This is a genomic window from Streptomyces griseochromogenes (assembly GCF_001542625.1).
Classification (GTDB): domain Bacteria; phylum Actinomycetota; class Actinomycetes; order Streptomycetales; family Streptomycetaceae; genus Streptomyces; species Streptomyces griseochromogenes.
Genome location: NZ_CP016279.1, coordinates 1,843,593 through 1,865,879 on the forward strand (window position 1 = coordinate 1,843,593; position 22,287 = coordinate 1,865,879).

General features: G+C 71.7%; 16 protein-coding genes. 13 read left to right on the top strand and 3 right to left on the bottom strand.

Features of this window, described 5'->3' with window-relative positions; all coding sequences use genetic code 11:
* Positions 1-191: 191 nt before the first annotated feature.
* The 6 genes from AVL59_RS08545 to AVL59_RS08570 all read left to right on the top strand — a co-directional run bounded on the left by AVL59_RS08545 (position 192) and on the right by AVL59_RS08570 (position 7,425).
* On the top strand, positions 192-2,423 hold the full coding sequence (locus tag AVL59_RS08545) for an MMPL family transporter (RefSeq protein ID WP_067301114.1): 2,232 nt from the start codon (positions 192-194) through the stop codon (positions 2,421-2,423).
* Complete coding sequence (locus AVL59_RS08550) at positions 2,401-2,976, top strand: GNAT family N-acetyltransferase (protein ID WP_067301117.1); 576 nt, start codon at positions 2,401-2,403, stop codon at positions 2,974-2,976. Before AVL59_RS08545 ends, AVL59_RS08550 begins: the two co-directional genes overlap by 23 nt.
* 35 nt (positions 2,977-3,011) lie before the next feature.
* On the top strand, positions 3,012-3,605 hold the full coding sequence (locus AVL59_RS08555) for a hypothetical protein (protein ID WP_067301120.1): 594 nt from the start codon (positions 3,012-3,014) through the stop codon (positions 3,603-3,605).
* Positions 3,606-3,802: 197 nt separating this feature from the next.
* Entirely contained in the window at positions 3,803-3,994 is a 192-nt protein-coding gene (locus AVL59_RS08560) for a hypothetical protein (RefSeq protein WP_067301123.1), read from the top strand.
* A gap of 158 nt (positions 3,995-4,152) precedes the next feature.
* Positions 4,153-7,191: a helix-turn-helix transcriptional regulator gene (locus tag AVL59_RS08565; RefSeq protein ID WP_099053026.1), complete on the top strand. Its 3,039-nt coding sequence runs from the start codon at positions 4,153-4,155 to the stop codon at positions 7,189-7,191.
* Positions 7,192-7,227: 36 nt separating this feature from the next.
* Positions 7,228-7,425, top strand: coding sequence for a DUF6191 domain-containing protein (locus AVL59_RS08570; RefSeq protein ID WP_067301126.1), 198 nt, complete (start codon positions 7,228-7,230; stop codon positions 7,423-7,425).
* A gap of 9 nt (positions 7,426-7,434) precedes the next feature.
* On the opposite strand, the gene AVL59_RS08575 is transcribed toward AVL59_RS08570, so the two are convergent.
* Positions 7,435-8,583: a PQQ-dependent sugar dehydrogenase gene (locus AVL59_RS08575; RefSeq protein WP_372450388.1), complete on the bottom strand. Its 1,149-nt coding sequence runs from the start codon at positions 8,581-8,583 to the stop codon at positions 7,435-7,437.
* A 101-nt stretch (positions 8,584-8,684) separates the two neighbouring features.
* On the bottom strand, positions 8,685-9,683 hold the full coding sequence (locus AVL59_RS08580; protein ID WP_067301130.1) for an aldo/keto reductase: 999 nt from the start codon (positions 9,681-9,683) through the stop codon (positions 8,685-8,687).
* A gap of 74 nt (positions 9,684-9,757) precedes the next feature.
* Between AVL59_RS08580 and AVL59_RS08585 the strand changes: the two genes are divergently transcribed.
* The 6 genes from AVL59_RS08585 (at position 9,758) to serA (ending at position 19,854) form a co-directional block, all read left to right on the top strand.
* Complete coding sequence (locus tag AVL59_RS08585) at positions 9,758-10,708, top strand: 2-hydroxyacid dehydrogenase (protein WP_067301133.1); 951 nt, start codon at positions 9,758-9,760, stop codon at positions 10,706-10,708.
* 222 nt (positions 10,709-10,930) lie between these two features.
* Complete coding sequence (locus AVL59_RS08590; protein ID WP_245383607.1) at positions 10,931-14,152, top strand: putative bifunctional diguanylate cyclase/phosphodiesterase; 3,222 nt, start codon at positions 10,931-10,933, stop codon at positions 14,150-14,152.
* Positions 14,153-14,503: 351 nt separating this feature from the next.
* The gene (locus AVL59_RS08595) at positions 14,504-16,351 is read left to right on the top strand and encodes an acetolactate synthase large subunit (protein WP_208870335.1); all 1,848 of its coding nucleotides are present in this window, start codon (positions 14,504-14,506) and stop codon (positions 16,349-16,351) included.
* A 30-nt stretch (positions 16,352-16,381) separates the two neighbouring features.
* Positions 16,382-16,906, top strand: coding sequence for an acetolactate synthase small subunit (gene ilvN / locus AVL59_RS08600; RefSeq protein WP_055708145.1), 525 nt, complete (start codon positions 16,382-16,384; stop codon positions 16,904-16,906).
* 124 nt (positions 16,907-17,030) lie between these two features.
* A complete protein-coding gene (gene ilvC, locus AVL59_RS08605; protein ID WP_067301141.1) occupies positions 17,031-18,029 on the top strand; it encodes a ketol-acid reductoisomerase in 999 nt (332 codons plus the stop codon).
* A 235-nt stretch (positions 18,030-18,264) separates the two neighbouring features.
* Complete coding sequence (gene serA, locus AVL59_RS08610) at positions 18,265-19,854, top strand: phosphoglycerate dehydrogenase (protein ID WP_067301143.1); 1,590 nt, start codon at positions 18,265-18,267, stop codon at positions 19,852-19,854.
* A 74-nt stretch (positions 19,855-19,928) separates the two neighbouring features.
* Here the strand turns inward: serA and AVL59_RS08615 are convergent, their stop codons facing one another.
* Entirely contained in the window at positions 19,929-21,494 is a 1,566-nt protein-coding gene (locus tag AVL59_RS08615; RefSeq protein WP_067301146.1) for an MFS transporter, read from the bottom strand.
* A 97-nt stretch (positions 21,495-21,591) separates the two neighbouring features.
* Here AVL59_RS08615 and AVL59_RS08620 point away from each other — a divergent pair, with 97 nt between their 5' ends.
* Positions 21,592-22,167 carry a TetR/AcrR family transcriptional regulator gene (locus AVL59_RS08620; RefSeq protein WP_067301149.1) on the top strand — a complete coding sequence of 192 codons (576 nt, stop codon included), beginning with the start codon at positions 21,592-21,594 and terminating at the stop codon, positions 22,165-22,167.
* Positions 22,168-22,287: the final 120 nt, after the last annotated feature.

A 22,287-nucleotide genomic window follows, 5' to 3' on the forward strand; every position in this document is an offset into this window, starting at 1 on the left:
GACGACAGAGTTCGCCGAATTGTCCTGTGACCTGCCTCGCACTCTTGTGGATAACCCCATGAACGCGGCAAACGATCACTTTCGCCTGCAAGAGTGTCACCCGATTGCTCATGCGTTCTTTGCGGGCTGTTCAATTCATGGACGATGGTTCCCGGTCAAAGATCGACGAATCGTCCTCTGGGAGCACGTCCGTGGCAGCCCTCGCACGTTGGTGTGTCCGGCACCGTCTGCTCGTCGTCCTGCTGTGGCTTCTCGCCTTCGGCGGGGTCACCGCGGCCGCCACGGTGGCCGGTTCGGCCTACTCGAACGACTACGAGGTCCCCGGCACCGAATCGGGCCATGCCGCCCAGCTGCTCAAGGCGGGGTTCCCGGGCCTGGCCGGTGACAGTGACACCGTCGTCTGGCACACCACCGACGGCACCGTCCGCGCGCACGGCGTCGAGCGGACCATGACCCGCACCCTCGACCGGATCGCCGACCTGCCGGGGGTGGCCTCGGTGGCCGGTCCGTACGGCCGTCACGGCGCCCACCGGATCAGTGCCGACGGCCACACGGCCTACGCCACCGTCACCTTCACCCAGCAGGCCGAGGACATCAAGAAGTCCGAGGCCGAGGCCGTCGTACACCTGGCCAAGGCCGCCGAGCGCGACGGCCTCGGGGTGGAGTTGGGCGGCAGCGCCATCGGGCTCACCCAGTCCCCCCGTGGGCACACGGCCGAGGTGGTCGGCGTGGTCGTCGCCGCGGTCGTGCTGTTCCTCGCCTTCGGCTCGCTCGCCGCCTCCCTGCTGCCGATCGCCACCGCACTGATCGGCGTGGGCACGGCGTACGCCGGTATCGGGCTGCTCGGGCACGTCATGACCGTGGCCGACTTCGCGCCCATGCTCGGCATGCTGATCGGGCTCGGCGTCGGCATCGACTACGCCCTGTTCATCGTGACCCGGCACCGGCGCGGTCTGAAGCGCGGCCTGAGTGTCACCGAGGCCGCGACGAACGCCGTGGCCACCACGGGACGCGCGGTCGTCTTCGCGGGTGCGACCGTCTGCATCGCCCTGCTGGGCATGGTGACACTGCGCCTGGGCTTCCTCGACGGCGTCGCCGTCGCCGCCTCGTCGACGGTCGTGCTCACCGTCGCGGCCTCCGTCACCCTGTTGCCCGCCCTGCTGTCCTGGATCGGACCGCGCGCCCTCAGCCGCCGCGAGCGGCGCCGGCTCGCCAGGCGCGGGCCGCGGCCCGAACTGCCCACCGGTCTCGCCGCCCGCTGGTCCGCGTTCGTGGAACGGCGGCCGGGGCTGCTCGGCTCGCTCGCCGTCGCCGTCATCGCGCTGCTCGCGCTGCCCACGCTCTCCCTCCGCCTCGGCACCTCCGACCAGGGCAACGATCCCCGCTCGTCCACCACACGGCAGGCCTACGACCTTCTCGCGCGGGGCTTCGGGCCGGGAGTGAACGGTCCGCTGACCCTGGTGACGCGCGTCGGCGGCGGCGCCGACGAGCTCGCCCTGGACAGCCTCGACACCACCCTGCGCGCCACCCCGGGCGTCGCCTCTGCCACCCCCGTCACCTACGACTCCGGCGGCGACACCGCGTATCTGACCGTCGTCCCCGACTCCGCGCCCCAGTCGCAGCGGACGAGCGACCTCGTCGACCGGCTGCGCGAGCGGGTGCTCCCGCGCGCGGAGACCGGCACCTCACTCGACGTGCACGTCGGCGGGGTCACGGCGAGCTATGACGACTTCGCGGACGTGATCATCGGCAAACTGCCGTTGTTCGTCGGTGTGGTCATCGGGCTCGGCTGTCTGCTGCTGCTGGTCGCCTTCCGCTCGCTCGGCATCCCGCTGAAGGCCGGCGTGATGAACATCGCCGCGGTCGCCGCCGCCTTCGGCATCGTCGTCGCCGTCTTCCAGTGGGGCTGGGGCAGCGAACTGCTCGGGCTCGGCCGCGCGGGCCCCATCGAGCCCTTCCTGCCCGTGATCATGGTCTCGGTCCTGTTCGGGCTCTCCATGGACTACCAGGTCTTCCTGGTCAGCCGGATGTACGAGGAGTGGCTGGAGACCGGCGACAACCGGCGGGCCGTGCGCGTCGGCCTCGCCGAGACCAGCCGGGTGATCAACTCGGCCGCCGTCATCATGATCTCGGTCTTCCTCGCCTTCGTCCTCAGCGGCGACCGGGTGATCGCCATGTTCGGCATCGCGCTCGCCTCCGCCGTCGCCCTCGACGCCTTCGTGCTGCGCACCCTGCTCGTGCCCGCCCTGATGCATCTGCTCGGCGCCGCCAACTGGTGGCTGCCCGGCTGGCTGGAGCGGAGGCTGCCGCGCGTCAGCATCGAGCCGCCCGAGTGCCGCGCCGCCCATGAGAGGCTCGTCGAGGTCTCGATGGAGGAACTGCGGGAGGAGCAGCAGCGCGATGTACGCGATATCCCTGGGTGACGACGGCGCCGAACTGCGGCCGCTGGAGGTCTGGCACGCGCCGGAACTCCTCGCCAACATCGACCGGGGACGGGAGTTCATCGGGCGGCACATCGGTCTGCCGGACGCGGTGCCGGACCTGGACGCGGCCCGTGCCTACCTGAGGTCGTACGCCGACAAGCGGGCCGTCGACGCGGGCAGCCTGCACGGCGTCTGGCTGGACGGAAAGCTCGTCGGCGGCCTGCTGTTCCGCGTCTGGGACACCCCGAGCGGGGTCTGCGAGGCCGGCTGCTGGCTGGAACCGGCGGCGGCCGGGCGGGGCCTGGTCACGCGCGGCATGCGGGTGCTGCTGGACTGGGCGTTCGACGAGCGCGGCATGCACCGCGTGGAGTGGTACGCATCCTCGGCCAACGAGGGCAGCCTCAAGGTGGCCAGGCGCCTCGGCATGATCCGCGAGGGCGTTCTGCGGGAGAACTATCCGCATCGCGGCGTGCGCACGGACACCGAGATCTGGGCGGTGCTGGCCCCCGAGTGGCGTGCGGCACGCGCGCGCGGTGCCGAAAACGATCATTAAGGGACCTCTCAGACTGCGCCCCTACGGTGCCGGGCATGGCAACGAAGACAGACGACGTCACCAAGACCGACGACGAGCGGGCACCGGAGGAGACAGCGGCCGCCGAGGCCGGGGCGAAGACCGGGCCCGCCGATGAGAACGCGGCCGAGGGGCTGACCGAGGAGACCGAGGAGAGCGAGCAGTCCGGGGAGCCGGGGGAGCCCGAAGAGGCCGAGGCGCTTCAGGAGAAGGGCCCCTCCGGGGTCGGCCAGGGTGCCGCCGCCGTCGTCTCCGCCGCGCTGGGCCTGGTCTCGCTGAGCGGCGGCTGGATCGGCACGGTCGCGGCCGCCCGGGAGACCCTCGTCGGCCAGCTCCAGACCGCCTCCACCGCGAGCGTCGGCAAGCAGGTCAAGGAGGTCTACGGCGACGCCTGGCACACCACCGCGCTGTGGGCCGGCCTGTTCGCACTGGCCGCGCTGATCACCGGCGTGGTCGTGCTCGCCCGGCCCGCGTTCGGCGCTCCCGGCCGTCCGCAGGCCGCCTGGATCAAGTCCGTCGCGTGGGCGGGCGTCTCGCTCGGTGTCCTCGGCCTGCTCCTGGCCGTCCTGAAGTACTCCGACGTCCTGATCGCCCTGCCCTCGACCGGCTGAGGAAACCGCAGGCCGCCAGGGGCCTTAGGGAATCCGTGAGCACCTTACGGAGTTCCTGAGGCCCCTTACGTGTGTCCGGGGCCCGCCGCCCGCCCGAAGATGCGGAACTCTCCCGATGTGGCGCACCCCCCTGGGAGACGAAGGTGGAGGCATCGCGGAAAGCGAAGCACGACACCACCTCTCCCGAAGGACACACCATGTATCAGCTCGAACTCCACCGGCTGCGGACCGCCGAACTGCGCCGCGAGGCCGAACAGGAGCGCCTGGCCCGCGAGGCCGTGCGCTCCCGGCGCACCGCGCGCCGCGAGGAGGCCGCCCGCCACAGCACCTCGGGTGCCGAGACCCATACCGGCGTCCCCGGCCGTCACCGGCACCCGCGCGCCGCGTGAGCGCGGGGCCGGCGGAAGGCGGCCGCACGGGGGTCGGCCGCCTTCCGCCCCAGGGTCGTACGGCTCTCTCCGAGCGTCGTACGACCCTTTCGCCGATCAGTACGACCATCGCACCGCGACTGTGGAAAACGGGTGCCTCGCCGTCCGGACCCCGTGCGATGCTCGGGCTCGTGGAGACCAGGACCGTCAGTCCCGTGTTCGTCGGCCGTACCGACGAGCTGGACGCGCTGAGCGACGCGCTCGCCCGTGCCCGAGCGGGCGAGCCGCAGGCGCTGCTGCTCGGCGGTGAGGCCGGGGTGGGCAAGACCCGGCTCGTCGAGGAGTTCGCCGTCGCCGCCCGCCCGGACGCCGTCGTCGCCGTGGGCGGCTGCGTCGAGATCGGCGCCGACGGACTGCCCTTCGCCCCCTTCTCCACCGCCCTGCGCGCACTGCGCGAGGCCCTGCCCGAGGAGTTCGCCGCAGCCGGAGCGGGCCAGGAGGAGGAACTGGCCCGGCTGCTGCCCGAGTTGGGGGAAGCCACCGCCGGCCGCCACGACGAACAGGGCATCGCCCGGCTGTTCGAGCTGACCGTACGGCTGCTGCAGCGGGTCGCCGCCGAGCACCCGGTCGTGCTCGTCCTGGAGGACCTGCACTGGGCCGACGCCTCCACCCGCAACCTCCTCGCCTACCTCGTGCGGACCCTGCGCACCGGCCGTCTCCTCGTCCTCGCCACCTACCGCTCCGACGACATCCACCGCCGCCACCCGCTGCGCCCCCTGCTCGCCGAACTCGACCGGCTGCGCACCGTCCGCCGCCTCGAACTCGCCCGTCTCACCCGCGAGGAGGTCGCCCGGCAGATCGCCGGCATCCTCGCCGCCGAGCCCGATCCCGCCCAGGTCGACGACATCTACGAGCGCTCCGACGGCAACGCCTTCTTCGTGGAGGAACTCGCCGTCGCGGCCTGCGAGGGATGCCGCACCGGCCTGACCGACTCCCTGCGCGATCTGCTCCTGGTCCGGGTCGAGGCCCTGCCCGAGAGCGCCCAGCGGATCGCCCGGATCGTCGCCGAGGGCGGCTCCACCGTCGAGCACCGGCTGATCGCCGCCGTCGCCCGGCTCGCCGAGGACGACCTCATCGAGGCGCTGCGGGCCGCCGTCGGCGCCCACATCCTCACCGCGGCCCCGGACGGCGACGGCTACCGCTTCCGGCACGCCCTGGTCCGCGAGGCCGTCGCCGACGACCTGCTGCCCGGCGAGCGCTCCCGTCTCAACCGCCGCTACGCCGAGGCCGTGGAGGCCGATCCCGCGCTCGTCCCGGCCGACGCCCGCGTGCTGCGCCTGGCCAGCTACTGGTACCACGCGGGCGACGCCGCCCGAGCCCTGCCCGCGGTCCTCGACGCCTCCGGCGTGGCCCGCCGCAGGTACGCCCACACCGAGCAACTGCGGCTGCTGGAGCGCGCGATGGAGCTGTGGGACTCCGCCCCCGACGACGTCCGCTCCGCCCTGCGCGCGGCCGATCACACCGAGGTCTGCCTCCCGGGCGCCGGCGATCCCGCCACCGCGCTGTGCTACCTCGACCTCATGGCCGAGGCGGCGGCAGCCGGACGCCTGGCCGGCGAGCGCGAACGCGCCCTGAAGATCACCAAGCGGGCGCTCCGGCTGCTGGAGGACGAACCCGACCCCCTGCGCGCCGCCTGGTTCTGGGTGCAGCGCTCACACCTCGTCCAGGCACAGGCCCGCGGCGACGGCTGGCAGGAGCTGGCCACCGCACAGGAACTCGTCCGTGGGCTGCCGCCGTCCGAAGTGCACGCGGAGGTGCTGGCCCACGTCGCCACCTGGCGCATGCTGCACCAGCCCGGACCCGACGCGTTCGCCGCCGCCGAGCGGGCCGTGCAGTACGCGCGGATGGTGGGCGCCCGCGAGATCGAACTGCACGCCCGGCTCACCCTCGGCGGCCTCATGATCGACGCGGGCGACACCGAGTCCGGGTTCGCCGAGATGTTCCACGTCAAGGAGGACGCGCTCCAAGAAGGCGTGCGGGGCGTGGCGGGCCGGGCCTTCGTGAATCTGCCGTCCGCGCTGCAGGCCGTCGGCCGCTCCCGGGAGTCCGTGCCCCTGCTGCGCGAAGGCATCGCCTTCACCCGTGAGTTCGGGCTGCGGGACACCGAGGCATGGGTGTGGGGCAACCTCTCCGACTCGCTGTACGCGATCGGCCGGTGGGACGAGGCCGCGGACGCCGCCGCGAACGCGCTCCGGACGGGCCACGGCGCCAAACCCCAGGGCTCGGGCGCCCTCCGCCTCGCCCAGCTCGCACTGGCCCGGGGCGACCTCGCCGACGCGGCCCGTCACCTGGCCACCGCCGACGCGCGCTACGGCTCCCACGACCCCATGCCCCAGCAGTCGCTGCGGGTGGCCCGTGTCGCCATCGGCGTCGCCGCCGCACAGGGCCGGATCCACGACGCCCGCGCCGAACTGTCCGGGGTACTGGAGACAGGATTCCCGCCCGGCACCCACCGTTACGCCTGGCCCCTGCTGCTGGCCGCGGCGACCGCCGAAGCCGACGCCCGCACGCTGCACGCCGCCGCGGCGGACCGCGCCGAGGTCCTCGGCCGCCTGCACGAGACCGCCCGGAAGCTCACCATCGGCGCGCCCCTGTGGGGGGCCTACGAGCGGTGGATCCGCGCCGAACTCCAGCGGGCCGAGGGCACGGACACCACCGACACCTGGTCGGAGGTGGTCACCGCCTTCGAGTGCCTGGACCGCCCCTACGACCTGGCCCGCGTCCGGCACCGCCTCGCCCAGGCCCTTCTTGCCGAAGGCGGCGAGGACGAGCGTGAGCGGGCCGTGGAACTGCTGAGGCTGGCCGGGGCGGTCGCGGACCACCTCGGTGCCCGCCCGCTGGCCGACGAGGTGGCCCGGCTCGCCCGGCGCGCGCGTCTGACCCTCACCCACGCCCCGCACCAGGCCCTCACGCCCGCCGACCCGGCCGAGGCGCTCGGCCTCACCGGCCGTGAACGGGACGTCCTGCGGCTGGTCTCGGCCGGCCGTACCAACCGCCAGATAGCCGAGGAACTCTTCATCTCCCCGAAGACGGCCAGCGTCCACGTCTCCAACATCCTGTCCAAGCTCGGCGTCTCGGGCCGGGGCGAGGCGGCGGCGGTGGCGCATCGCCTGGGGCTGTTCCCGGCCGAACCGCTCGCCGCCCCGACAGCGGGCTGACCGTACGCTGGAGAAAACCGGCAAGGGGGAGAAACCGTGTTCGACGCCTTCGCGGAACTGTTCACGCCCGGACGCAAACACACCCGAGACGAACAGAATCGACTGGAGCTGACCCGGGAGGACGTCGGGGACGCCGACCCCGGCCGGGGTCCCATAGACCTCGCCTCGGGAAAGGTGGTCGTACGCCCGCCCGCGCCGCCGTCCGCCGAAGCGGAGCCCGCGGACGACGAGTGAGCGGCGAGGCTACTTCACCTCCGCCTCCAGCACCCGGTCGTCCCCCTTCTTCGGCGCACCCCTGCCGTCCGTGTTGCTCGTCACCAGCCAGACCTTGCCGCCGCCCGCCGGGGCCACCGTGCGCAGACGGCCGTAGTCGCCGGTGAGGAAGGCCTGCGGGGCCGCCGAGGCCGCGGTGCCCCGCAGCGGGATGCGCCACAGCCGCTGTCCCTTCAGAGCCGCCATCCAGATCACGCCGTCGACGTAGGCGATACCGCTGGGGGAGGCGTCGTCGGTGTGCCACTGGGCGATCGGATTGCGGAAGCCGGCGTGGGAGGACCGGCCCTCGGCCTCGGGCCAGCCGTAATCGCCGCCCGGCACGATCGCGTTCAGCTCGTCCCAGGTGTCCTGGCCGAACTCGGAGGCGAACAGGCGCTGCCGGGTGTCCCAGGCCAGGCCCTGCACGTTCCGGTGGCCGTACGAGTACACCGCGGAGCCGGGGAACGGGTTGCCCGGGGCCGGCTCGCCCTCCGGGGTCATCCGCAGGATCTTGCCGCCCAGGGACTTCGTGTCCTGGGCCAGGCCCCGCTCGCCGCTCTCGCCCGTGCCCGCGTAGAGCATTCCGTCCGGGCCGAAGGCGATGCGGCCGCCGTTGTGGATGCGCCCCTTGGGGATGCCCTTGAAGACCGTGTCCGGGGCGCCCAGCTGCTCACCCGCCGGCTTCCGCTCGTCGTACAGCATCCGGACGACGCGGTTGTCCGAGGCGGAGGTGAAGTAGGCGTAGATCATGTGGTCGGAGGAGTAGCCGGGCGACAGGGCGATGCCCAGCAGGCCGCCCTCGCCGGCCGGGGAGACCCCGGAGACACTGCCCAGCTCGGTCTTCGTGCCCGTCTTCGGGTCGATCCGGGTGATCGTCCCCTCGTCACGGGAGGAGACCAGCAGCCCGCCGCCCGGCAGTTCGGCCAGCCCCCACGGCGTCTTCAGGCCCTCGGCCACCGTGCGCAGCACCTTCACCGATCCCTTGGCCGGCGCGGCCGACTCGGTGGCCCGCGCGGCGGGGCCGGTGCCCGGGGCCGTGGTCCCGCCGCCGGTCGGCGAACCCCCGCCGCGCGAGGCGCAGCCGGCCGTCAGTACGAGCGCGGTCGCGGCCAGTACGGCCGTCACAGCTCGACGTTGCACGATCAGGTCCCTTCGACGCGGCGGTGCCGGCGGCAGCCTCTCTCCACTCATACTCCGCTCGCCCTGTACGGGGTTCCCGGTCGTGCGACCCGAACGCGGCGTCAGTCCCACGAGCCCCGCGCGGGCGGCAGCTCGGCGAGCGCCGTCAGGTCCCGCGCGGTCAGCCGTACGTCCACCGCGTCCGCGTTCTCGGTCGCCCACCGGTACCGCTTGGTACCGGGCACCGGGACGACATGTCTGCCCTGGGCGAGTACCCATGCCAGAGCCACCTGGGCGGGGGTGACCTCCTCCCCGTGGCGGCGTGCCACCCGTCGCAGACCCGCGACGATCGGCTGATTGGCGGCCATCATCTCGGCCGTGAAGCGCGGATGGCGGGCGCGCAGGTCGTCGGGTTCGAACCCCTCGCCCGGAGTGAGCGTGCCGGTCAGGAAGCCGTTGCCCAGGGGCATCGCGGCCAGGAAGCCCACGCCCCGCGCCTCGCACCACGGCAGCAGCGCCTCCAGGGCCTCCGGCGACCACACCGACAGCTCGGCCTGCACCGCACTCACCGGGAAGACCTGCTGCGCCCGCTGCAGCTGGCGCAGCGTCGCGTCGTGCAGCCGGGTGCCGGACCGGCGTCCGCCCCGCGCGCCCACCGCACAGAGCCCCAGCGCCCGCACCTTTCCGGCCCGCACCAGCTCGGCCATCGCGCCCCACGTCTCCTCGATCGGGACCTCGGGGTCGGCGCGGTGCAACTGGTAGAGGTCGATCACGTCCGTCTGCAGGCGTCGCAGCGAGGCGTCGCAGGCCCGCTTCACATATCCCGGACGGCCGTTGGCCACGATGTGCTGCTCTCCCACGAGCAGCCCCACCTTCGTCGACACGAAGGCCTCCGCGCGCCGCTCCTTCAGCACCCGGCCCAGCAGCAGCTCGTTGGTGAACGGACCGTACATGTCCGCCGTGTCCAGGAGGTTCGAGCCCAGGTCCAGCGCCCGGTGCACGGTCCTGACCGACTCCTCGCCCCGCTGCCTCGACCCGCTGTACGCCCAGCTCATCGGCATGCACCCGAGTCCGACGGCCCCCACCGCGAGTCCCCCCGCGCCGATCGTCCTGCGCTCCACCTGCTCGTGAACCTCCCTCTCCTGAGCCCCCAACCTAACCTCTGCGCACCGGCCGTCTGACATAGCCTCCTGCCATGACCGCAGACATATGGCTTCCCATCGCGCCGCAGGAGATCGAGGGGCTTCCCGAGGGGCCCCGGTACCTGTTCTGGGACGGCGGCGAGGAGTTCCCCGGCGACCCGGGCGCCTGCGTCTTCTACGCCGTGCCGTACATGAAGCCGGTCCGGGTGAGCGTGCGCCCGCTGCCCGCGATGGGCGCGGTCCAGGTCGTGCAGACGCTGTCGGCCGGCGTCGACCATGTGCAGCCGGGTCTGAAGTACCTGCGCCCGGGGGTGCGGTTGTGCAACGCGCGCGGGGTGCACGAGACGAGCACCGCCGAGCTGACGCTGACGCTGATCCTCGCCTCCCTGCGCGGCGTCCCCGACTTCGTGCGGGCCCAGGACCGGGGGGAGTGGCTCGGCGGGTTCCGCCCGGCGCTCGCCGACAAGACGGCCCTCATCGTCGGCTACGGCTCCATCGGGGCCGCCATCGAGGACCGGCTCGCGCCTTTTGAACTCACGCGGGTGGCGCGCGTCGCGCGCTCAGGGCGCACCACGGCGCGCGGTCCCGTGCACCCGCTCACCGAATTGCCCTCTCTGCTTCCGGACGCCGACATCGTGATCCTGTGCACGCCCTTGACGGAGTCCACCAGAGGCCTGGTCAGCGGTGATTTCCTGGGGCGGATGAAGGACGGCGCGCTGCTCGTGAACGTCGCCCGCGGACCCGTCGTCGACACCAAGGCGCTGCTCGCCGAGCTGGAGAGCGGCCGCATCACCGCGGCACTGGACGTGACGGACCCCGAGCCGCTGCCGCCGGGACATCCCTTGTGGCAGACGCCCGGCGTGCTGATCAGCCCGCATGTGGGCGGTCCCACCTCGGCCTTCATGCCGCGCGCCAAGCGCCTGCTCGTCGACCAGTTGAACCGCTTCGTGAACCACGAACCCCTGCGGAACGTGATCCTTACGACGGAAGAGAACGGGGCGTAGATGCCGGGAGAGAACGGGACTTAGTCCACTTCCGGCACCCTCCGCAACCTTTCGGATGCGGGCCGTACCCGCATACCCGCTGGTCGTCACGGAGCGTAGAGAGGCTATGTCCCTGAGTGACGATACTGGTGTATCGTCCCGACAGGGGTTGCGCCGCCTACGTTCGGCGCCGGGGATGGATATTTCAGATTTGTGAGGGGGGCGACGGGCGATGCACGGCCTATGGACGAACGATCCGACGCGGCGGAGCCGCCGACGGCGACCCTGGCGCGCGGCGGCGCGCAGACGCGGCCATCACACGAGCCATCACAGCCACCGCCACCGCAGCCCGGCCGGCCGTCGCAGGCATGTCCTCCGGGACCCACGGGACCCGGGAGCGGCACTGACCGGGAGGCCCCGGTGAACGCGCCGCCCTCCGTGACGACCGTGACGAGCGCCCTGGACGGCTTGGTGCGCGCACCGCTCGCGCCGGGGGCTCCGCCGCAGTCCCGTCCGCCGGCCGTCGGCGCCGGGTCGCGTCTGGTCCAGCAATTGGTCCTGGCCCTCGTCTGCGGGGCCTACGCCATCGGGTCCACCTTCGACTGGGGCTCGGGCCGCCTCGCGCTGATCATGGGCGACTTCGGGCTGAGCGCCGCGGCGGGCGCCGCCGCCGTCTCCTGCTTCTGCTACGCCCGCAGCCCGCGGGTCCGCTTCCGGCCGGCCTGGCTGCTGTTCGCGCTCTCCTCGGCGATGGCGGCCCTGGGCAACGCGGTCTGGGGCTGGTACGAGGTCGTGCTGGGGCGGAGCGTGCCGAGCCCGAGCTACGCCGACCTGTTCTTCCTGTGCTTCGCGCCGCCCGCCATCGTGGGCCTGCTGGTCCTCGCCAAGCGGCCGATGACCCGGGCGGGCTGGATCTGCCTGGCGCTGGACGCCTGGCTGATCGGCGGCTCCCTGCTCACCCTGTCCTGGAGCCTCGCGCTCGCCCAGGCGGCGCGGTTCGACGGACCGAGCGTGGCGCACACCGCGCTGTCGCTGGCCTACCCACTGCTCGACATCGCGCTCGTCAGCATGGTGCTCGCGCTGCACTTCCGCCGCTCCTCGGGCAACCGCACGGCGGTCAACACCGCGATCGGCGCGCTCGCCCTCACCGTGATGTGCGACGCGCTGTTCACCTCGCCGCTGCTGCACAGCAGCTACCGCTCCGGGCAGCTGCTGGACGCGGGCTGGTTCGCCGGGTCGCTGCTGCTCGCCTACGCCCCCTGGGCCGCTCCGTCGCGTCCGGGAGCACGGGAGGCCGACCGGCACGTACCCGACGGGCACACGCGCGTGGTGCACGAGCACGTGCCCGGACAGCGCGGCACAGGCCATCCCCACGTGCCCGCACCCGCCCCCGGAGGCGAACACGGCCGCTACCCGGCCGGCCGGCCGCTCTCCGGCTCCCTCGCCGCGCTCACCCCGTACCTCGCCGCCGCGGTGTGCACCCTGGGCATCCTGTACAACGTCCTCAACGGCCGCAGGCCCGACCATGTCGTGCTGATCACCGCAGGCGCCGTCGTACTGGCGCTCGTCATGCGCCAGGGCATCATGCTGCTGGACAACATCACCCTCACCCAGGAACTGGCGCAGAAGGAGAACCACTTCCGCTCCCTGGTGCAGGGCTCCAGCGACGTCATCATGATCGCCGCACCCAACGGCATCCTCCGGTACGTCTCCCCGGCCGCCGCCGGGGTCTACGGACGGTCCGCCGAGGATCTGGTGGGTACCGAACTGGCCGGTCTCATCCACCCGGAGGACCTGGGCTGTGTGGTGCACGAGGTGCGCCGGTTCCTCGCCGTCAGCCCGCTGGAGGAGGCCACCACACGCATCGAGTGCCGCTTCCGCTCCGGGGACGGCGGCTGGCTCAACGTCGAGTCCACCGTCAACCGGCACCACGGCGGCCTGATCTTCAACAGCCGGGACGTGACCGAACGGGTGCGGCTGCAGGCCCAGTTGCAGCACAACGCCGAGCACGACCCGCTCACCGACCTGCCCAACCGCGCGCTGTTCACCCAGCGCGTCCAGCAGGCCCTCTCCGGCCGCCGCGCCACCGACCGGGGCGCCGCCCTGCGCGGCACCGCCGTTCTCTTCATCGACCTGGACGGCTTCAAGGCCGTCAACGACACGATCGGGCACCAGGCCGGGGACGAACTGCTCGTCCAGGCCGCCCGCAGGCTCCAGGACGCCGTCCGGCAGGGGGACACCGCCTCCCGGCTCGGCGGCGACGAGTTCGCGGCCCTGATCGTCGGGGACGGCACCCGTGACCGTGCCGCCCGGGAGCGCAACATCCTGGAGCTCGCCGACCGTCTCAGAATGACCCTCTCCCAGCCCTACGCCATCGGCGGCAACGATGTCCGGGTCAACGCCTCCATCGGCGTCGCCTTCGCCGAACAGGGCCTCGGCGCGGGCGAGCTGCTGCGCAACGCCGACCTCGCGATGTACCGCGCGAAATCGGCCGGCAAGGGCCGCGTCGAGCTGTACAAGCCGCAGATGCAGCAGGACGTCGTACGCAAGGCGGAGCTGGCCACACGGCTGCGCGCCGCGCTGCACGACGGCGAGTTCGCCCTGCTGCACCAGCCCGTGGTCTGCCTGGAGAAAGGCCGGATCACATCGGTTTCCGCACAGGCGCGCTGGCGCTCCTCCCAGGGGGTGCTCTTCACCCCGGCCGAGTTCCTGCGGGTGGCCGAGGACGGCGACAAGACCGCGGAGCTGGACCGCTGGATCCTCCAGGAGGCGGTGGAGCAGGCCGCCGAGCGGGCCGCCACCGGGAACGTGGTGCCGGTGGCCGTGCGGGTGAGCGCCCGCCGGCTGCTGGACCGCTCGATGCCGCTCGGCTCCGTGGAGGCGCTGCTGACCCGGCACGGGCTGCCGCCCGGCGCGTTGGTCGTGGAGCTGTCCGGCACCGACCCCATGGCCGCGCTGGACGAGCTGGAGCGGCGTCTGACCGCGCTCAGCCGGCTCGGGGTACGGATCGCCCTGGACGGCTTCGGCAGCGGCTACGCGGCGATCACGGCCCTCAGAAGGCTCCCCGTCGACATCCTGAAGCTCGACCGCAGCCTGGTCGAGGGGGTCGTGGAGTCCGCTCGGCTGCACAAGATCACCAGCGGGCTGCTGCGGATCGCCGGCGATCTCGGGCTCCAGTCCGTCGCCGAGGGTGTGGACCTGCCGGAACAGGTCGTCGCGCTGCGCGCGATGGGCTGCACGCACGGGCAGGGCATGGCGTTCGCGGGGCCGCTGGACGAGTACCGGCTGCGCCGGGCGCTCGGATCCGGTCACTATCCCGTGCCGCACGCGCCGGCCGAGCCGGCGTTCGCGGGCGGCGCGCGAGAGCCGCAGGCGCGCGTCGGCGTCGAGAGCGGGGGCGCGCGAAGGTCCGAAGAGCTGAGCGCGGTCGTCGCCTCGACCCCGACCGCGGCGCCCCGGAGGTGACGAGCTGTGGAAAGGGCCGCGGGGGTGTACACCGGAAGGGTGTCCGCCGTCTTCGGAGGTGGCAGTGCCCTTCGCTCACATAATGAGACTCCCGTCCCACCCACTTGACACGTGGTGCGTGCCGGGGGGAGGGTCAGTGCCATGCGCACCCGAATTCTCGTACTTGGACAGCGCGTCGGCTGAGCTGGGACCCACCGGAGGACGATCCGGAATCCCCAGCGACCACACCGGCGCGCTCCCCTCGCTTGCCCTACGGCACGAGGGGTTTTTTGTTGCACGAGCACCTTTCGTGCAGCGCTTGAACTCCGCCCAAACCTCGCAAAAACCCTCAGCATCGAGAAGAGAATGCCGATGACCGAGCAGGCCACCGGGGCCCATCCGCAGCCGCGGCCCCGATCCGGAGGACAGCAGTCCGCCCCCGTCGAGCACGTCACGGGTGCGCAGTCCCTCATCCGCTCCCTCGAGGAGGTCGGCGCTGAGACGGTATTCGGTATCCCCGGCGGCGCGATCCTGCCGGCGTACGACCCGCTGATGGACTCCACCCGGGTGCGCCACGTCCTGGTCCGCCACGAGCAGGGCGCAGGCCACGCGGCCACCGGCTACGCGCAGGCCACCGGCAAGGTCGGCGTCTGCATGGCGACCTCGGGGCCGGGTGCCACCAACCTGGTCACGCCGATCGCCGACGCGCACATGGACTCGGTGCCGCTGGTCGCGATCACCGGTCAGGTCGCCTCGAAGTCGATCGGCACGGACGCCTTCCAGGAGGCGGACATCGTCGGCATCACCATGCCGATCACCAAGCACAACTTCCTGGTCACCAAGGCCGAGGACATCCCGCGGACCATCGCGCAGGCGTTCCACATCGCCTCCACCGGCCGCCCGGGCCCGGTCCTGGTCGACATCGCCAAGGACGCCCTCCAGGCGAAGACCACCTTCTCCTGGCCGCCGGTCATGGACCTGCCCGGCTATCGCCCGGTGACCAAGCCGCACGCCAAGCAGATCCGCGAGGCGGCCAAGCTGATCACCTCCGCCAAGCGGCCCGTCCTCTACGTCGGCGGCGGCGTCCTCAAGGCCCAGGCCACCGCCGAGCTGAAGGTCCTCGCCGAACTCACCGGAGCGCCCGTCACCACCACCCTGATGGCGCTCGGCGCGTTCCCCGACAGCCACCCGCTGCACGTGGGAATGCCGGGCATGCACGGTGCGGTCACCGCCGTCACCGCGCTGCAGAAGGCCGACCTGATCGTCGCCCTCGGAGCCCGCTTCGACGACCGCGTCACCGGCAAGCTGGACAGCTTCGCGCCGTACGCCAAGATCGTCCACGCCGACATCGACCCGGCCGAGATCGGCAAGAACCGCGCCGCCGACGTGCCGATCGTCGGTGACGCCCGCGAGGTCATCGCCGACCTGGTCCAGGCCGTGCAGAAGGAGCACAGCGAGGGCCACCAGGGCGACTACACCGCCTGGTGGAGCGACCTGAACCGCTGGCGCGAGACCTACCCGCTCGGCTACGACCAGCCCGAGGACGGCTCGCTGTCCCCGCAGCAGGTCATCGAGCGCATCGGGCAGCTCGCTCCCGAGGGCACGATCTTCGCCGCGGGCGTCGGCCAGCACCAGATGTGGTCCGCGCACTTCATCCAGTACGAGAAGCCCGCCACCTGGCTGAACTCCGGCGGCGCCGGCACGATGGGCTACGCGGTCCCGGCCGCCATGGGCGCCAAGGCCGGACAGCCGGACCACACGGTCTGGGCGATCGACGGTGACGGCTGCTTCCAGATGACCAATCAGGAGCTGACCACCTGCGCCCTGAACAACATCCCGATCAAGGTCGCCATCATCAACAACGGCGCCCTCGGGATGGTCCGCCAGTGGCAGACCCTCTTCTACAACCAGCGTTACTCCAACACCGTGCTGCACTCCGGCCCCGACGACGTCAACCCGGAGGCCAGGGGCACCCGCGTGCCGGACTTCGTGAAGCTGTCCGAGGCCATGGGCTGCGTGGGCCTGCGCTGCGAGCGCCCGGAGGACCTGGACAAGGTCATCGAAGAGGCGAACTCCATCAACGACCGCCCGGTCGTCGTCGACTTCATCGTCCACGAGGACGCGATGGTGTGGCCGATGGTCGCCGCCGGCACCTCCAACGACGAGATCATGGCCGCCCGGGACGTCCGCCCCGACTTCGGCGACAACGAAGACGACTGACCTTCAACAGGCAAGGAAGAGCAACCAGACATGTCCAAGCACACGCTCTCCGTCCTGGTGGAGAACACGCCGGGCATCCTCGCCCGGATCGCCGCCCTGTTCTCGCGCCGCGGCTTCAACATCGACTCGCTCGCGGTCGGCGTCACCGAGCACCCCGACATCTCCCGCATCACCATCGTGGTGGGCGTCGAGGACCTGCCGCTGGAGCAGGTCACCAAGCAGCTCAACAAGCTCGTCAACGTGCTGAAGATCGTGGAGCTGGAGCCCGGCCAGGCGGTTCAGCGCGAACTCGTTCTGGTGAAGGTGCGCGCCGACAACGAGACGCGATCCCAGATCGTGGAGATCGTCCAGCTGTTCCGCGCCAAAACGGTCGACGTCTCCCCGGAGGCCGTCACCATCGAGGCCACCGGATCCAGCGAGAAGCTGTCCGCCATGCTCAAGATGCTGGAGCCGTTCGGCATCAAGGAGCTGGTCCAGTCCGGGACGATCGCGATCGGCCGCGGCGCCCGCTCGATCACGGACCGCTCGCTGCGCGCGCTGGACCGATCCGCGTAAGGCTGAACGCGTAAGGCTGAATACGGGCGGTCCCGCCGCCCGTATGCCGAGACCCCGAAACTTCCCCTCCCCTCACCGGCATACGGTGGGACGCACAAACTGCACACCAAGGAGAGAACCCAAAGTGGCCGAGCTGTTCTACGACGCCGACGCCGACCTGTCCATCATCCAGGGCCGCAAGGTCGCGGTCATCGGATACGGCAGCCAGGGCCACGCCCACGCGCTGTCGCTGCGTGACTCGGGCGTCGACGTGCGAGTCGGTCTGCACGAGGGCTCCAAGTCCAAGGCCAAGGCCGAGGAGCAGGGCCTGCGCGTGGTGACCCCGGCCGAGGCCGCAGCCGAGGCCGACGTCATCATGATCCTCATCCCGGACCCGATCCAGGCCCAGGTCTACGAGGAGTCCATCGCGCCGAACCTGAAGGACGGCGACGCGCTGTTCTTCGCGCACGGCTTCAACATCCGCTTCGGCTTCATCAAGCCCCCGGCCGGCGTCGACGTCGCCCTGGTCGCCCCGAAGGGCCCGGGCCACCTGGTGCGCCGCCAGTACGAGGAGGGCCGTGGCGTCCCGGCGATCGCCGCCGTCGAGCAGGACGCGACCGGCAACGCCTTCCCGCTGGCCCTGTCGTACGCCAAGGCCATCGGCGGCACCCGCGCCGGCGTCATCAAGACGACCTTCACCGAGGAGACCGAGACCGACCTGTTCGGCGAGCAGGCCGTGCTGTGCGGCGGCACCTCCGCCCTGGTCAAGGCCGGCTTCGAGACCCTGGTCGAGGCGGGCTACCAGCCGGAGATCGCCTACTTCGAGTGCCTGCACGAGCTGAAGCTGATCGTCGACCTCATGTACGAGGGCGGCCTGGAGAAGATGCGCTGGTCCGTCTCCGAGACCGCCGAGTGGGGCGACTACGTCACCGGTCCGCGCATCATCACCGACGCCACCAAGGCCGAGATGAAGCAGGTCCTCGCGGAGATCCAGGACGGCACCTTCGCCCAGACCTGGATGGACGAGTACCACGGCGGTCTGAAGAAGTACAACGAGTACAAGCAGCAGGACGCGGAGCACCTGCTGGAGACCACCGGCAAGCAGCTGCGCAAGCTGATGAGCTGGGTGAACGAGGAGGCGTAAGCCTCGTGTCAGGGGGTCGGGGCAGACTGCTCCGGCCCCCTTTGGCCACTCCGTCCAGCCCCGGACGGGTGATCCTTCCGCAGAGGCGCAAGACGGTCTCGGCGGCGCCACTACACTGCTGCACAACATACGCGTCAGGCCCACAGCGTCGTGCGTCTTCCGCGGCTAGCCCCCCTCCTCCGCCTGCGGCCGTCGGGACGGCCGTCCGCATGCATTGGACTAGTGAGGACCTCACGTGAGCTCGAAACCTGTCGTACTCATCGCTGAAGAGCTGTCGCCCGCGACCGTCGACGCGCTCGGCCCGGACTTCGAGATCCGGCACTGCAACGGAGCCGACCGCGCCGAACTGCTCGCCGCCATCGCCGACGTCGACGCGATCCTGATCCGTTCCGCCACCAAGGTCGACGCGGAGGCCACCGCCGCCGCCAAGAAGCTCAAGGTCGTCGCTCGAGCCGGCGTCGGCCTGGACAACGTCGACGTCTCCGCCGCCACCAAGGCCGGCGTGATGGTCGTCAACGCCCCGACCTCCAACATCGTCACGGCCGCCGAGCTCGCCTGCGGTCTGCTCGTCGCCACCGCCCGCAACATCCCGCAGGCCAACGCCGCGCTGAAGAACGGCGAGTGGAAGCGCAGCAAGTACACGGGTGTCGAGCTCGCCGAGAAGACGCTGGGCGTCGTGGGCCTCGGCCGTATCGGCGCCCTCGTCGCGCAGCGGATGTCCGCCTTCGGCATGAAGGTCGTCGCCTACGACCCCTACGTGCAGCCCGCGCGGGCCGCGCAGATGGGCGTCAAGGTGCTGTCCCTGGACGAGCTGCTCGAGGTTTCCGACTTCATCACCGTCCACCTGCCGAAGACCCCCGAGACCCTCGGCCTGATCGGCGACGAGGCGCTGCGCAAGGTCAAGCCGAGCGTGCGCATCGTCAACGCCGCGCGCGGCGGCATCGTGGACGAGGCGGCGCTCTACGCGGCGCTGAAGGAGGGCCGCGTCGCCGGCGCGGGCCTCGACGTGTACGCCAAGGAGCCCTGCACGGACTCCCCGCTCTTCGAGCTCGACCAGGTCGTCTGCACCCCGCACCTCGGCGCCTCCACGGACGAGGCGCAGGAGAAGGCGGGCATCGCGGTCGCCAGGTCGGTGCGCCTCGCGCTCGCCGGCGAGCTGGTGCCGGACGCGGTGAACGTCCAGGGCGGTGTCATCGCCGAGGACGTCAAGCCCGGTCTGCCGCTGGCCGAGCGGCTCGGCCGCATCTTCACCGCGCTCGCCGGTGAGGTCGCCGTCCGCCTGGACGTCGAGGTCTACGGAGAGATCACCCAGCACGATGTGAAGGTGCTGGAGCTGTCCGCGCTCAAGGGCGTCTTCGAGGACGTCGTCGACGAGACGGTGTCGTACGTCAACGCGCCGCTGTTCGCGCAGGAGAGGGGCGTCGAGGTGCGCCTGACCACCAGCTCCGAGTCCGCCGACCACCGCAACGTGGTGACCGTGCGCGGCACGCTGGGCAACGGCGAGGAGGTGTCGGTCTCCGGCACGCTGGCCGGTCCGAAGAACGTCCAGAAGATCGTGGCGGTCGGCGACTTCGACGTCGACCTGGCGCTCGCCGACCACATGGTCGTCCTGCGCTACGAGGACCGCCCGGGTGTCGTCGGCACCGTCGGCCGCATCCTCGGCGAGGCCGGCATCAACATCGCCGGTATGCAGGTCGCGCGTGCCGCGGTGGGCGGGGAGGCGCTGGCCGTGCTGACCGTGGACGACACGGTGGGCTCCGCCGTTCTGGCCGAGGTCGGCTCGGAGATCGGGGCGGCGTCGGCCCGTTCGGTGAACCTGGTCTGAGACACACATGGCGAAACGCCGGACGGGCTGGTGCGATGCCGGCCCGTCCGGCGTTTTCCGTGCTCCGAGGGGTCTCAGAGGGCGGCCTGTTCGGCCTGAGCCACCGGTGCCTCCGTCTCCGCCACCGGCGTCTGCCGCACATGGATCCGGCGCAGGGTCGTCGCCGCCGCGATCGCCGCGAGGACCAGGATCGCCGTTCCGGCGAGGGCCGCGCCGTGCATGCCGGTGGTGAACGCCTCCCGGGCCGTCGTCGCCAGGGCGCCTGACGCACGCCCCGGCAGGTGACCGGCGACGGCGAGCGCGCCGCCCAGGGTCTCGCGGGCCTCGGCCGGGGCCGACGCCGGCATCTCGTGGCGGTAGACGGCCGTACCGATGGAGCCGAGGACCGCCATGCCCAGCGCGCCGCCGAACTCCGCGCCCGTCTCCAGCAGTGCGGAGGCGGAGCCCGCCTTCTCCACCGGGGCGGCGCTCATGGCCAGGTCGGTCATCTGCGAGATCACCATGACGATGCCGGAGGACAGGACGCCGCAGGCGGCGAGGGCGAGCCAGAGGGAGTCCGTGCCGAGCAGGGCCAGCATGCCGTAGCCCGCCGCGCCGATGGCGAAGCCGGCGGTGACCACATAGGCGCGGTTCACGCCCTTCTGGACCAGGGCCGTGGCCGCCGGGGCCGCCATCCCGATCGGTACCGACGGCAGGAGCGCCCACAGGGCCGCCTCCATCGCGCTCTTGTCGAGCACCGACTGCAGATACTGCGTGGTGAAGATCGCCGAGCCCATGATCGCCAGCGAGGAGACGAGGTTCAGGACGACGGCGGGGCCGAAGCCCCGGCTGCGGAAGAGGGCCGGCGAGATCATCGGAGAGGCGGTCGTGCGCTGGCGGTGTACGAAGAGGGCCGCGAAGAGCAGGCCGACGGCGACGGACACGACGTACAGCGGGTGCCAGCCCTCGGACGGGATCTCCTTGAAGCCGTAGATCAGGGGGAACACCGCCGCCATCGACAGCGGCACGCTCAGGAAGTCGAAGCGGCCGGGCTCCGGGTTCTTGGACTCGGGCAGCAGGATCGGGCCGAGGACCAGCAGCAGCACCATCGCGGGCAGGTTGACCAGGAAGACCGAGCCCCACCAGAAGTACTGCACCAGAACTCCGCTCAGCACGGAGCCGAGGGCGATTCCGCCGGTCATCACGCCGGACCAGATGCCGATCGCCTTCGCCCGCTCCTTGGAGTCGGTGAACATCGTGCGGACCAGGGCCATCGTCGAGGGCATCAGGGTCGCCCCGCCGATGCCGAGGACCGCGCGGGCCGCGATCAGGGTCTCGGCGCTGTTCGCGTAGGCCGCGACCAGGGACGCGGCGCCGAAGGCGGCGGCGCCGAACAGGAGCAGCCGGCGCCGGCCGATGCGGTCGCCCAGCGAGCCCATCGTCATCAGCAGGCCGGCCAGGACGAAGCCGTACATGTCGAAGATCCACAGCTGCTGGGTGCCGCTCGGCTGAAGGTCCACGCTGATCGCCGGGATGGCGAAGTAGAGGACCGAGACGTCCATGGAGACCAGCAGCAGCGGCAGCATCAGCACGCCGAGCGCGGTCCATTCGCGGCGACCGGCGTGCCCGGCAGGGGAGTTGGTGCTCGTCGAGTTCGTCATGCCAGAGACTGTACGGGCGTCTTAAACGCTTGTCTAGAACGCTTGTGTAAGTCGTGCGTCTAGGACGTCTGTATGGATCGGCGGTAGGGTGATTCGCATGGGACACCGTGAAGATCTGCTGGAAGGCGCCAAGCGCTGCCTGCTGGAGAAGGGCTTCGCGCGGACGACGGCGCGCGACATCGTGAAGGAGTCGGGGACCAACCTCGCCTCCATCGGCTATCACTACGGCTCGAAGGACGCGCTGCTCGCGCAGGCCTACGTCGCGCTCGTGGAGACCATGTCCGACGACTTCGGCTGGGACGGCCCCCAGATCGAGGGCGCGCCCGGTTCGCTGGAGCGCTTCCGCGGGGTGTGGTCGAGCGTCGTCGCCAGCATGCGGGAGCCCGGTTCGGTGTGGCGGCTCAGCATGGAGGTCATGACCATCGACCTGCCCGAGGTGCGCGAGTCCTTGGCCGCTGCCCAGCGCGAGGGCGGGCGCGGCATGGTGGCGCTGCTGATGGGTGTGCCCGAGGAGGAGGTCACGGACGAGACCGCGGACACGCTCGGCAAGTTCTACATGACGCTGATGACCGGCCTCATCGCACAGTGGACCTTCGACCCCGGGACCGCGCCCGACGGCGACGCCCTCACCGAGGGCCTGCGGCAGATCGTCGAAGCGGCCGCGAAGGGCTGACCCCGCCGTCCCCCCTCTCTCACACACGCCCGGTCCGCGAAGTGCGAGCGGGCGGCGCGGGGCGAACGCGCGGCCCGGCACCCGCGTGCCCGGCGCGAAAGGCCGGCGGGCCGGCGGTGC